The following is a 12226-nucleotide window of genomic DNA, read 5'->3' as shown; positions in this document are numbered from 1 at the left end:
ATTGGCGGTTTAGCGACTTCAAGATACTGAATTTCAGTATCTTGACCAATATTTATTCAATTTATTTTACTTTAAATAATTGCACCCAACGGGTTATTTATATTCATTAAGTATATCTTTTACGCTGTCGAGTGTGACTCGACCGTAGACTTTTTCCCCTATTAATATTACGGGTGCCAATCCGCAGGCTCCAATACACCTTAAACTACTCAAAGAAAATTTTTCGTCTTTGGTAGTTTCCCCAACTTTTATATCCAATAATGTTCGGAACTCGTGGAGTATTTTTTCGGCTCCTCTTACATAACAAGCTGTCCCCATGCAAATATTAATAGGATGTTCACCCTTTGGGGTCATCGTAAAAAAAGAGTAAAAAGAAACTACACCATAGACATGAGCCAATGAAGTATTCAGGTTTTCTGCGATAATTTCCTGAACATCCTCAGGCAGATAACCAAATGTATTCTGCGTTTGGTGCAATACATTGATTAATTCGCCCTTATCGTGATTAAATTCTTTACAAATAGTTTCTATTTTGGCGACATTACTTTCGCATATTGTCATCATTGCTATTCTGTTTTAATTATTGAATAATAAATTAATCTTTAGTAATTTTCACATGGGTACTCCTGTCAAAATAATGAGTATGTAACAACTGATGCGCTTTTTCACTCATTGGACTTCCCAGAAATTCACTATATAACTTTTGAATGGAAGGATTTTCGTGAGATTTCCGAATGACTTTCGCTTTATCCTCAGAATACAATGCTTTTTGTCTTGCCAATAAAATATTGGAATCTCCGTGATGCAAAGGCTGACCTCCGCCACCAATGCATCCGCCAGGGCAAGCCATAATTTCAATGGCGTGGTATTGAGATTTTCCTTCTCTGATTTCCTGAAGCAGTTTGCGTGCATTTCCCAAACCATGAGCAATCCCAATTTTGATAGGGGTGCCATTAAAATCAATGGTGGATTCTCTTATCCATTCCATTCCTCTTAGTTGTTTGAAATCGACTTTGTGAAGTTTTTGTTTCGTGAAAGTTTCATAAGCAGTTCTTACAGCAGCTTCAATTACACCACCGGTTGTGCCAAAAATCACTCCAGCACCAGAGGATTCTCCCATTGGATGGTCAAATTCTACGGGAATTAAACTATCAAAATCAATACTGGCTTGTTTAATTAATCGTGCAAATTCTCGGGTTGATAAAACGAAATCAACATCGGGATTGCCATTAGTTTTAAACTCATCTCTGCTGCATTCATATTTTTTGGCCAAACATGGCATGATGGAAACCACGACCATATTTTCGCTTTTGATTCCTAATTTATCGGCAAAATAAGTTTTGGCAATAGCACCAAACATTTGTTGTGGGGAACGAGCTGTAGAGGGAATGTCTTTCATATCAGGAAACTGATGTTCAAAGAAATTCACCCAGGCCGGACAACAGGAAGTTAATAAGGGTAATTTCAACGTGGTATCTCCATTCAAATGTCTGGTCAGTCTGTCGAGAAGTTCTGCTGCTTCTTCCATAATGGTAAGGTCAGCTGCAAAGTCAGTATCAAAAACATAATCGAAACCCATATCCTTTAAAGCAGCAGTCATTTTACCAGTAACAATTGTACCCGGTTCATATCCAAATTCTTCGCCTAAGGCAACTCTGACAGCGGGTGCAGTTTGTACAATAACCGTATTGGTTGGGTCTGCCAGCGCTCTGATTACCAAATTAGTATGATCGACTTCGGTTAAAGCTGCCGTTGGGCAAACAGCCACACATTGGCCACAATACGTACAAACACTATCTTCTAAATTCATTTGAAAAGCAGGAGCAACTACCGACATAAATCCTCTGTTGATAGCAGAAAGTGCTCCTACAGTCTGAACATCGTTGCACATCGTTACGCATCTTCGGCATCCAATGCATTTGTCCATATCTCTTTTGATGGCTGGCGAGGTATCTTTGATATAATGAGATTGTTCTCCTTTGTAATGAATCTCCCGAATACCCATTTGTTGCGCCATACTTTGAAGATCACAGTCTCCATTTTTGGCACAAATCAAGCAATCGGTGGGATGGTCGCTGAGAATAAGTTCGAGTATGGTTTTTCGACTATTCAATACTCTGATGGTTTGGTTTTTTATTTCCATTCCGGGCATACATTCCGTTGCACAGGCGGGTACTAAATTTTTGCGACCTACTACTTCTACTACACACATTCGACAACCTGTTGGATTGTGAGTGGTGTTTAAATCGTGTAAGTGCATATAACACAAGGTTGGAATATTAATACCCACACTTTTGGCAGCATCCAATATCGTGGTCCCTTTTTCAACCTGAAAATTCTTATTATCGATTTTTATGCTAATCGTATCCATAAAGTTTTATTTATAGAATTAATTGAGGTAAACAGCGTGAAACTTGCATTTTTCCATACAGATTCCACATTTGGTACAAAGTTCCTGATTGATAAAATGGACTTTCTTTTTTTCTCCGGTAATGGCTCCTACGGGACATTTTCTGGCACAAACAAGACAGCCTATGCAATTTTCCTCACTGATATAATACCTCATAAATGATTTACATTGACCACTCGGACATCGATGCTCTGCAACGTGAGCATAATATTCATCATAGAAATTAGTCATTGTAGAGATAATTGGATTAGGGGAGGTCTGACCCAATCCACATAATGATGTGTCTTTAACTACGACGCTTAAGTTTCGAAGCAAGTCTAAATCTTGCATCGTCCCATTGCCATCGCATAATTTTGAAAGCATTTCGTGCAATCGTTTATTTCCTATTCTGCAGGGTGCACATTTGCCACAGGATTCTTCGACAATAAATTCCAGATAAAATCGAGCCATCGAAACCATGCAATCATCTTCGTCCATGACTATCATACCGCCAGATCCCATCATAGAACCAGCAGCGGTAAGGGAATCAAAATCTATAGGTAAATCCAAATGTTTCTCAGTCAAACATCCACCGGAAGGTCCGCCCGTTTGAACAGCTTTGAATTTTTTTTCGTCAACAATTCCTCCACCAATATCATAAATAACTTCTCTTAGAGTTGTTCCCATTGGAACTTCAATCAGACCCACATTGTTTATTTTTCCTGCCAAGGCAAAAACCTTCGTTCCCTTGGATTTTTCTGTTCCAATACTCGCAAACCAATCCGCTCCTTTGTTGATAATAGCCGGAATATTGGCAAAAGTTTCTACGTTGTTGACATTAGTTGGTTTCTTCAAATATCCGGAAACACTAGGGAATGGAGGTTTTAAAGTAGGTTCTCCACGAAGCCCTTCCATAGAATGAATGAGGGCTGTTTCTTCGCCGCACACAAATGCTCCCGCTCCATATTTGATATCTATGGTGAATTCAAAATTGGTTCCAAAGATATTTGTTCCCAATAATCCATATTCTTTGGCCTGGTCTAAAGCTATTTTTAATCTTTTGATGGCCAAAGGATATTCTGCTCTTACATATATAATTCCTTTAGTGGCTCCAATGCAATAGCCGCAAATAGCCATCGCTTCTATAACAGAATGTGGGTCGCCTTCGAGAACGGAACGATCCATAAAGGCTCCTGGGTCTCCTTCGTCAGCATTGCAAACCACATATTTTTGGTCGGCAACACTTTTACTGGTAATATCCCACTTTAGACCGGTGGGAAAACCTCCGCCGCCCCGGCCCCTGAGTCCGCTTTTAATGATTTCTTGGGTAACTTCTTGTGGGGTGTTTTCTGTAAGACATTTTGCTAAAGCATCATAGCCATCTTTTTCAATATAATCTTTGATTTCTTCCGGATCGATAAAACCACAATTACGTAGTGCTATTCTATACTGTATTTTGGAAGTAACACCAATTCCGTTTTCTTTATTGAAAACCAGTCTTTCTACAATTCTATCATTCAGTAAATGTTCAATAATGATATCGTCAATATCCGCTTTTGTTACTTTTGAATACTCCACATTATCCGGATAAACAATGATATTGGGACCTATGGTACATCGGCTAGAGCAAACTGAATGTACGACCTTAATTTCGTTCTCTAGATGGTATTCGTTTAATTTGAAATTGATAAAAGCTACTAAATCGAAATCGGATGCTAGCTGACATGAACTGCCATTGCATACCAGTAAATTCTTCCTGTACCTGTTACTCATTTTGAAACTATTTTGAGTTCGTATTATGCTGTTGGATTCAAATTATTAAGTGGCTAATTCGTAATTAATAGGTATAATCCCATCAACCAATTCTCCTTTTTTGATGAATTTTTCAATGATTTCATCTGCTTTTTTAAGATCTACAAAACCAAAAACTACTGGCTTTTCATCTTGTATAGTTATTTCCAGAGTAGGTTCGGCATAGCAATATCCCATACATCCGGTTTGTTTAACTTTGGCAACAATGTTTCTTTTGGGTAATTCTTCAATAAAGAAATCCATTATGGCTTTTGCTCCCGATGCTATGCCACAGGTTGCCATGGCCACTTTAATTTCAATCAATTTTTTATTATCATTTTCAGCAATTTGCTTTTGATTTGCTTCTTGAATTGAGGTTCTGATTTTCTTCAAATCAGCTACTGATTTTATGGTTCCCATTGTATGTCATTTAAGGTTTATGGATTAAACTTTGAATTGGTAAAATGTCTTGAATCTCCCCATTCATTATAGCCGATACGACTTCCAATCAGGCTCATTCTGGCATCGATGCAGTTGTTACAATCGACTGAATTTTCATCTGTACAGGGTTTGTCTTCATAGAGTTTGTATTTTTTGCGAAAATTTCCCGGGGTGATATTGGGCATAAGGATATTGGCCCCATACCGAATGGCTTTTTCACGACCCATTTTGTCGATAGCCTGCAAGGCTGTAGCGCCAACTATATTGATGTCTTTCATTAAAATTCGTAAAGTAGCAATCATTTTAATAGTTAAATCCAAACGTTCCTGACGTGATTTTAAAAGGTGATTCATTTCATGTAAAGGAGTGTCTTGATGCTCAATATAAGGTCCCATTCCCACCATATCCACATCCATAGCTTTCAAAAACAACAAATCATCGGCTAGATTTTCTATGGTTTGATGAGGTAAACCTATCATAACTCCGGTTCCCAATTGAAATCCTACTTTTCTTATATTTTGTAATGCTTCTATGCGTTTATCAAAATTATGCAAGCGATTGTTGGGGTGAATTTTAGAATAAAGTTCTCTGTTTGAGGTTTCAATACGCAACAAATAGCGATGGGCTCCTGCATCAAACCATTCTTTATAAGTATCTAAAGTTTGTTCGCCCAATGAGAGAGTAATCCCCAATTTTCCATTACTTAGTTTTTTTATTTCTTTAAGTAAACTAGTGATTTTGGAGATGTAAAGTTGGTCAGTTCGTTCACCGGCCTGAATGGCTATACTGCCATAATTATTTTCCAAAGCATAAAGAGCACATTGAAAAACGTCTTCATCTGAAAGAGTATACCGTTGCGTGTTTTTATTTGATTTTCGGATGCCACAATACAAACAATCTTTGATACATACATTAGAATATTCAATCAAGCCTCTCAAATGCACCGTATTTCCAATATAATAATCCTTGACGGCTCTTGATTTTTGATACAATAAGGCTTGTTCATCACCTACAGTATTCAGCATCGAGATGAGGTCTTGTTTGTTAAACGTTTCTTGGTTTACTATTTTTGAAAAGGCATTCAATGTTTTGAATTTATTCGTTCAATATTCTATTTTCTTGCTTCTATTTTTTTTGCTCTATTTTCTATATTCTTCTAAAAAAGGTTCCACAACTCGGTCTAAAATTCCATTCATATAAGCTATGGCTAAGCCGTAATTTGTCACTGGGATTCCAGCTTCCAAAGCGGGTTTTAGTCTGTTGATTAATTGTTTTCGGGTAATCATACAACCACCGCATTGGACAACCAATTGGTAGTCTGTAATGGGTTTTTGAATTGCTGAAAGTCCGGCTGCAATATCAAATTCCAATGTCTTACCGCTGAATTTTCTAATCCAATTGGGAATTTTAAAGCGTCCGATATCTTCGCAACTGACCTGATGAACGCAGGATTCCAATATCAGAATTCTATCCCCATTATTCAATTCCGAAAGTTTATAGGCTCCTTTTACATATTCGTCAAATGGGCCTCGCATATGAGCATAGACAATACTGAAACTGGTTAATGGAATTTCATTGGGGATAATTTTATTTACATATTCAAAGGCCTGGCTGTCGGTGATTACAAGGTCTGGCTTAAGTTGTGTTTTTTGAAAAAAAGCTTTCACTTCCGTTTCTCTGAGGACAATGTTTACGGCGTTATTGTCCAATACATCCCGGATTGCCATAGCTTGTGGTAAAATCATTCTGCCATCGGGAGCTTCTGAATCTACTGGGGTGATGAGCATAACGATGGAATTTTTTTGGATAATGTCGCCCAATAAAGTGTTTTTTTGATAGGATGTTTCGGGGATGGTAATTTTTAATAATTCAATGACTTCTCCAATATTTTGAGACTTTTTAATGCTGCAAATTTCAATAGGTGCTTTGGAAATGAGTTGGATTTGCAAAACCGTTTCATCCCTCAGTTTTTCGAGGTCTTCCTTATTGTGAACGATGATATATTCAATTTCATAGTTATTAAATTCCTCGATTAACTTTTGTTCAAACGAACCAAAGACATTTTCGGAAATTAATAAAATTGCCGCGTCAATATGTTCAAGGGTTTGTATGGTTTTTTGAATTCTTTTAGCCCCTAAATCTCCAAAATCATCAATCCCTGCAGTGTCAACAAGTATTGCAGGACCAATTCCAAAAATCTCAATAGATTTTTTTACGGGATCTGTAGTAGTTCCTGCTATTTCAGAAACAATAGCAACATCAATTCCTGTTAGTGCATTGATAAAGGAACTTTTCCCTACGTTTCGTCGGCCGTAGATTCCTATATGTGGTTTATTGTCTTTCCCTGTATTCATTTCTCAGGTTTTATTTTCTCCTTCCTTTAATAAATTAAATCCCGTTCTCCGGCTTTAACTCTTTCTATTCTTTCTATGAGAGATTTTTTAAGTTTTTTGTTTTCGGTTTCATCAACAGTTTTCTGAATCAAATTCCAGCCTTTCTCTGCTGTAGCTTCATCGGCATAATCAATCAAGTATTCAGCTAAAGTTAAGGTAGCATTGGGGGTACAACATTTTTTGATAAATCCAGGAACTGAAAACTCCATAAAGTGTTCACCAGTTCTGCCCAATCGATAACAAGCAGTACAAAAGGAAGGAATCATTTCTTTATCTAGTAATTCATTGACAATTTCATGTAGGGAACGCTCGTCGTTGACTTTAAATTGACCTCTGTTGAGGTTTTGTGCAGTGTTAAGCGTTTTCGAATAGCCACCTAATTCTATTTTGGTGCCGCCATCGATTTGAGAAACACCATATTGAATAATTTCATCCCGAAGTTCAGCGGGTTCTCTAGCGGTGAGAATCATTCCTGTATAAGGAACGGCCAATCTCAAAATAGCGATGAGTTTGGAAAAATCTTCATCAGAAACCAAATAGTTAGGATTGCCTTCAAAACCCGACGCTTCTTTAATTCTTGGAAATGAAATGGTATGTGGGCCCACATTATAGCATGCTTCTAAGTGATTTGTATGACGAACTAATGCCATAACTTCATAACGCCAGTCATACAAACCAAACAAAACACCTATGCCGACATCGTCAATTCCGGCTTCCTGAGCACGGTCTAAAGAAGTTAATCGGTTTTCGAAGTTGGCTTTCTTTCCTCCTAAATGGTATGATGCATAAGCTTCAGGATGGTAGGTCTCCTGAAATATTTGGAAAGTTCCGATTCCAGCCTCTTTTACAATTTTAAAACCTTCAATATCCATTGGGGCAGCATTGATGTTGACTCTGCGGATTTCTCCATTTCCTTTTTTTACGCTATAAGCTACTTTTACAGTATGGGCAATATACTCGGGGCTGTACTCTTTGTGTTCACCATAAACTAAAATCAACCTTTTTTGACCATTATCCTCAAGAGCTTCTATTTCGTTGATAATTTCCAGATCATTAAGTGTCTTGCGTACGGCTTCTTTATTGGAAGTTCTGAAACCACAGTAGGAACAATTGTTTTGGCATTTATTGCCAATGTATAAGGGAGCAAAAAGTACAATTCTGTTGCCGTAAATATCTTTTTTCAACGTTTTGGCACCTTCTTTAATTGCTAAAACTGATGTAGCATCTGTTGCATTTACTAAAACAGCAACTTCATCTAAATTTAGTCTTTGTTTGGATAAAGATTTTGCAATTACCTTTTCGACAGCTGCTTTGGATGAGCTGGTATTTTTTAAGATATCCCAAATTTCATTTGCATCAATAAAGGGTTCCATCGAAAGATCCGGCAAAGAATATTTTTGGGGTGAAAACTTCATTAATTTTAATGTTAATGATTTTGTTTCTGATTATTGAATTCGCAAAATTTAAAAAAATATTTATTACTTTTTGCGAAATTAATAATATACGTTCTGTATATCGACTAAAAGTACAAAAAAATAATAATATTAAATGTTAAAAAAATCATAAAAAACTATGTGTTTAAAGGGGGTGCAAAGGGATAATACACCGTAGAAGGAGATAATGTAATTAGGCCATTTTTGTTGAAGGTTCGCAATCTAGGTACATTTAAAATAAAAAATAATAAGGTTTCAATAGTACATTTTAAATTAAAGTTAAAATTATTACCATATTCAAAATCTACTGAATTTTCTCCAATTCTAATCTCAACTGATCGGATTCGTTTTTCAATTTTGCCATTTCGATTTTAAAGGAATCAATATTCTTTTGCAACAAATTCATTTGCTCCTTTTTCTCGGCCGCAGTTCTCAATAACTTAAAACCGGAGACGTCATTTAATTTTTTTTCCGTTTCCTTTAAGTTAGTTTGATAATTAGTGATGGTTTGCTGAATGACCAAAAGTCTGTTATTGTCTGCATTTTTTTTCTCTTTCGACATTCTTTCGGCTGCTGCCTCTTCTTCTTGGGCTGCGATGACTTTTTGGTCTGCTATTTCTTTTTGTTGCAGCTCATATTGATGATTTTCAATTTCAGTTTTATGATTTTTGAGTTCTAATTCCTGACTTCTTTTTTCTTGCAATGTATTTAAAACGCTAACACTAACTAGTATAACGATGGCACCCGTAATCGCAAAAAAGCTGGTTTTAGATAACCCGATAATTTTTCGGGGTTCCTTTTTCTGCTCTGTTTTTGTAGTTGATGGAGGTGTTATAAAGGATGAAATAGGAGGAGGCACTACAGCGAAAACACTGCTTAATTCGGCTATTTCCCCGGCATATTTCCAATTTTCCATGCCTTCATACCACACAGGAGTTGTTTTGTTGATACCATTGGCTTTCAATTCGTCCAAATCAAATGGACCACTGTTTTCAGTTCCGTTGTGTAGGAAGTATTTCTTCATAAAAGAGTAAGCTATAAGGCTATTAAATGGATTATAACCCTAATAAGGGACGTCGTCCAAAGCTACAATCATTTTTTGAAAAGGCAAAATATCTTCCTAGACAATGCCGGAAAAAAGAAGACATAATTTTATGAAGTTAATAGGAATATAATTTGGAAAGTCGCATTTATGAAAGAAAGACTATTCTTTATTGCCATTCAATTAAAGAAACACCAAGACCTACAGTGGTTTGATTATTATTGTAATCTATAAGTGAATTTCCATAACCATGAGTTAATTGTAAATACCCTTTCAGATTTCCTTTTATGGGATAGGACCAAGAAAAAGTAGCGTTTCCTCTCATTTGCCCAGCAAAACTAAAATTGTGACTCCCTTCAAAGGAGTAAACGCTTCTGTTTTTGGAATAAATTACAGTCAAATCTCCACTACCAATATAGTCTGAAATATCCGGATTATCTCCTTTTGATTCTGGAATGACATACCAAGGTCTGATATAAATATTCAGGTTTTTTCGCTCCAAACCTGCTATGAGAATAACTCTATTCCAGCTCCGGGTGCTAGGAAAGCCTTTTCCATTGGATTCATGATTGAATGAAAGACCAATCATTTTGGTTTTAAAACCGAGAAAATTAAATTTTACAGGAAAGTTAAGTATGATTTCGGGTTCATAATTAATTTCTCTAAAAGGACGTGATAAACCAACATTATAAATTTGCCAATGGGACACCTGTGTATAACCAACCCATAGATCAGCGCGACCCCATAAAAAACTCTGTAAAATTTTTGTTTTAAAACTCAGTTGAAATTTTAACTCCACAACATCATAATCGGTCTTGGGTGTTACATAATCGGAAGAGTTATTTCCGGAATGAGGTTGCTCATTTATATTACTAGACCAATCAAAAGGCAAAACATAGATCGATTTGTAGGGTGTGACCAAAAAAGTTCCTCTGGCCGAAGTGGAATCTAATTCCCAACGGGCTGACATTGAATGGAGTTCTACTTTATCATTAAATAAGGATTGAATTTGTGAATAAGTAGAAAAAAACGATAAGAAAAATAGAATTAACAGGGAGGTATTTTTACGCACTAGCATTGATTTTAAATTTATAGCAAAGTAAATAACCGATTAACGGCTTTTGTTATATTTTAAGGTTTAAAATTTATATAATTTACATATTAATATAACTAAAGGTCAGTGTGTTTAAGAACAAAAAGTAGAGTGGAACTTTAAATTTATATTTTTTTACTTCAATGTAAGTTTGAATTAAAATCGTTTTGTATTTTTAGGCATTAAGGTTTTAATATATTGACAAAGACAACTACCAGAATAGTAATATGAAAAAAAGAACAATAGGAATTATGGGCGCCATGCCCGAAGAAATTGAAGGTGTGGTGGCTTTGTTAAGTAATTGCGTTGAGGCATCAATGGGTAAACGCACTTACTTTTCAGGTCAGATAAATGGGATTGACACCGTAGTGGTATTTTCCAGATGGGGCAAAGTGGCCGCGGCTACCACTGCCACCACTTTGATTCACGAATTTAAAATATCCGAATTGATGTTTACAGGAGTTGCAGGAGCCATTAGTGACAACTTAAAAATTGGCGACATTGTATTGGGCAAAAGACTCATTCAGCACGACATGGATGCAAGACCATTAATGAAACAATATGAAATACCATTACTCTCCCAGACTTATTTCGAAAGTGACTCAACCCTCTTGGATAGTGCTGCAAATGCTATAAATACCGTTTTTGAAAACAATAGTTTATATGCTGTAATCGGGGAGGATGAGTTGATGGAATTCAATATTTCGCAACCCAGGTTAGTTATTGGCGATGTTGCTAGCGGAGATCAGTTTTTCTCCAGCAAGGAACAAAAACATGCTCTGAACACCCAATTGCCAAATATCCTATGTGTAGAAATGGAAGGGGCAGCGGTAGCACAAGTTTGTTATGAATATGAAGTTCCTTTTACCATAATTCGCACCATTTCAGATACAGCAGATGACAAGTCGCACATTGATTTTCCATCCTTTATCAAAAAAATTTCCAGCAAATACGCCACCGAAATAATTAAAAATATTTATTAACAGTTTTAAAATAAAAAATCGAGGAAGGACTCATTCATGTTTAATAACTGCCCATTCTTTTGATTTCAAATCGAAAGATTTTCCGGCATTGGCTGGACTAGTAGATGGTAAAGTAACCAGTATATATTTATTGTTGGACTTAACATAATGCTTAAAATAGGCAGCTGCTTTTTGTCCGTTAAAATAAATATGCTGGATATGGGGATGTGCTTTTAAAAATGAATTAAAATCATTGGGTATTTCTTGTTCAATGGCACTGTCTAAACTTCCTTCTCTTACGCAGGCTTGCAAAACGTCCCATAAGGCCATATGATTGTGCAATAAAACACTTTTTCTGGTTTCATATTCAGTAGAAAAAGTAGTGTCAAAAATAGTAAAGATCAACTTCCAAAAAGTGTTTCTTGGGTTCCCATAATACTGCCCTAATGCTAAGGACTGAACACTGGGCATCGTTCCCAAAATTAAGATAGTGGCATTTGGATTCGAAATGGGAGGAAAAGAATATTTTTTCATCGAACAAAGATAATATTTATTTAAACTTCAAACTTCGATTCCCATAAGCATAACTCTGCATTCTATGATAGAAAACACGATAAAGGAAAAATTTTTTACAAAAATTAAGTAGAACTTATTTTGATTTTTATGTAATTCTATAAATAAT

General features: G+C 36.1%; 11 protein-coding genes. 1 reads left to right on the top strand and 10 read right to left on the bottom strand.

The genetic code is table 11. The annotated features are described in order from the left end of the window. Window positions 1–93: 93 nt before the first annotated feature. The 9 genes from ACH2BV_RS00505 to ACH2BV_RS00465 all read right to left on the bottom strand — a co-directional run bounded on the left by ACH2BV_RS00505 (window position 94) and on the right by ACH2BV_RS00465 (window position 10567). The gene (locus tag ACH2BV_RS00505; RefSeq protein WP_395048471.1) at window positions 94–564 is read right to left on the bottom strand and encodes an NAD(P)H-dependent oxidoreductase subunit E; all 471 of its coding nucleotides are present in this window, start codon (window positions 562–564) and stop codon (window positions 94–96) included. Between the two features lie 31 nt (window positions 565–595). Beyond that, window positions 596–2371 (bottom strand): NADH-dependent [FeFe] hydrogenase, group A6, encoded by a 1776-nt coding sequence (locus tag ACH2BV_RS00500; RefSeq protein ID WP_395048470.1) that lies wholly within the window; start codon window positions 2369–2371, stop codon window positions 596–598. An 18-nt stretch (window positions 2372–2389) separates the two neighbouring features. Beyond that, a complete protein-coding gene (locus ACH2BV_RS00495; protein ID WP_395048468.1) occupies window positions 2390–4162 on the bottom strand; it encodes an NADH-ubiquinone oxidoreductase-F iron-sulfur binding region domain-containing protein in 1773 nt (590 codons plus the stop codon). 45 nt (window positions 4163–4207) lie between these two features. After that, on the bottom strand, window positions 4208–4600 hold the full coding sequence (locus ACH2BV_RS00490; RefSeq protein ID WP_395048467.1) for a (2Fe-2S) ferredoxin domain-containing protein: 393 nt from the start codon (window positions 4598–4600) through the stop codon (window positions 4208–4210). A 17-nt stretch (window positions 4601–4617) separates the two neighbouring features. After that, a complete protein-coding gene (gene hydE / locus ACH2BV_RS00485; protein WP_395048466.1) occupies window positions 4618–5706 on the bottom strand; it encodes a [FeFe] hydrogenase H-cluster radical SAM maturase HydE in 1089 nt (362 codons plus the stop codon). A 54-nt stretch (window positions 5707–5760) separates the two neighbouring features. Then, window positions 5761–6975 (bottom strand): [FeFe] hydrogenase H-cluster maturation GTPase HydF, encoded by a 1215-nt coding sequence (gene hydF / locus ACH2BV_RS00480; protein ID WP_395048464.1) that lies wholly within the window; start codon window positions 6973–6975, stop codon window positions 5761–5763. 26 nt (window positions 6976–7001) lie between these two features. After that, the gene (gene hydG, locus ACH2BV_RS00475; RefSeq protein ID WP_395048462.1) at window positions 7002–8429 is read right to left on the bottom strand and encodes a [FeFe] hydrogenase H-cluster radical SAM maturase HydG; all 1428 of its coding nucleotides are present in this window, start codon (window positions 8427–8429) and stop codon (window positions 7002–7004) included. Between the two features lie 322 nt (window positions 8430–8751). Continuing rightward, complete coding sequence (locus ACH2BV_RS00470; RefSeq protein WP_395048461.1) at window positions 8752–9471, bottom strand: DUF4339 domain-containing protein; 720 nt, start codon at window positions 9469–9471, stop codon at window positions 8752–8754. A gap of 187 nt (window positions 9472–9658) precedes the next feature. Continuing rightward, window positions 9659–10567 carry a phospholipase A gene (locus ACH2BV_RS00465; RefSeq protein WP_395048459.1) on the bottom strand — a complete coding sequence of 303 codons (909 nt, stop codon included), beginning with the start codon at window positions 10565–10567 and terminating at the stop codon, window positions 9659–9661. 242 nt (window positions 10568–10809) lie between these two features. Between ACH2BV_RS00465 and ACH2BV_RS00460 the strand changes: the two genes are divergently transcribed. Further along, entirely contained in the window at window positions 10810–11565 is a 756-nt protein-coding gene (locus tag ACH2BV_RS00460) for a 5'-methylthioadenosine/adenosylhomocysteine nucleosidase (RefSeq protein ID WP_395048457.1), read from the top strand. 30 nt (window positions 11566–11595) lie between these two features. Here ACH2BV_RS00460 and ACH2BV_RS00455 read toward each other — a convergent pair whose 3' ends face one another. Further along, window positions 11596–12078 carry a DNA-deoxyinosine glycosylase gene (locus ACH2BV_RS00455; RefSeq protein WP_395048456.1) on the bottom strand — a complete coding sequence of 161 codons (483 nt, stop codon included), beginning with the start codon at window positions 12076–12078 and terminating at the stop codon, window positions 11596–11598. Between the last annotated feature and the right edge of the window lie 148 nt (window positions 12079–12226).

The organism is Flavobacterium sp., from assembly GCF_043780635.1.
Classification (GTDB): domain Bacteria; phylum Bacteroidota; class Bacteroidia; order Flavobacteriales; family Flavobacteriaceae; genus Flavobacterium.
Note: the sequence above shows the minus strand (reverse complement) of the source record. Positions and strands in the feature narration are given on the sequence as shown.

Coding starts and splice junctions, on each gene's coding strand:
- ACH2BV_RS00500 (WP_395048470.1), bottom strand. CDS start 2,371: ATGGATACGATTAGCATAAAAATCGATAATAAGAATTTTCAGGTTGAA.
- hydF (WP_395048464.1), bottom strand. CDS start 6,975: ATGAATACAGGGAAAGACAATAAACCACATATAGGAATCTACGGCCGA.
- ACH2BV_RS00465 (WP_395048459.1), bottom strand. CDS start 10,567: ATGCTAGTGCGTAAAAATACCTCCCTGTTAATTCTATTTTTCTTATCG.
- hydG (WP_395048462.1), bottom strand. CDS start 8,429: ATGAAGTTTTCACCCCAAAAATATTCTTTGCCGGATCTTTCGATGGAA.
- ACH2BV_RS00490 (WP_395048467.1), bottom strand. CDS start 4,600: ATGGGAACCATAAAATCAGTAGCTGATTTGAAGAAAATCAGAACCTCA.
- ACH2BV_RS00455 (WP_395048456.1), bottom strand. CDS start 12,078: ATGAAAAAATATTCTTTTCCTCCCATTTCGAATCCAAATGCCACTATC.
- ACH2BV_RS00460 (WP_395048457.1), top strand. CDS start 10,810: ATGAAAAAAAGAACAATAGGAATTATGGGCGCCATGCCCGAAGAAATT.
- ACH2BV_RS00495 (WP_395048468.1), bottom strand. CDS start 4,162: ATGAGTAACAGGTACAGGAAGAATTTACTGGTATGCAATGGCAGTTCA.
- ACH2BV_RS00505 (WP_395048471.1), bottom strand. CDS start 564: ATGATGACAATATGCGAAAGTAATGTCGCCAAAATAGAAACTATTTGT.
- ACH2BV_RS00470 (WP_395048461.1), bottom strand. CDS start 9,471: ATGAAGAAATACTTCCTACACAACGGAACTGAAAACAGTGGTCCATTT.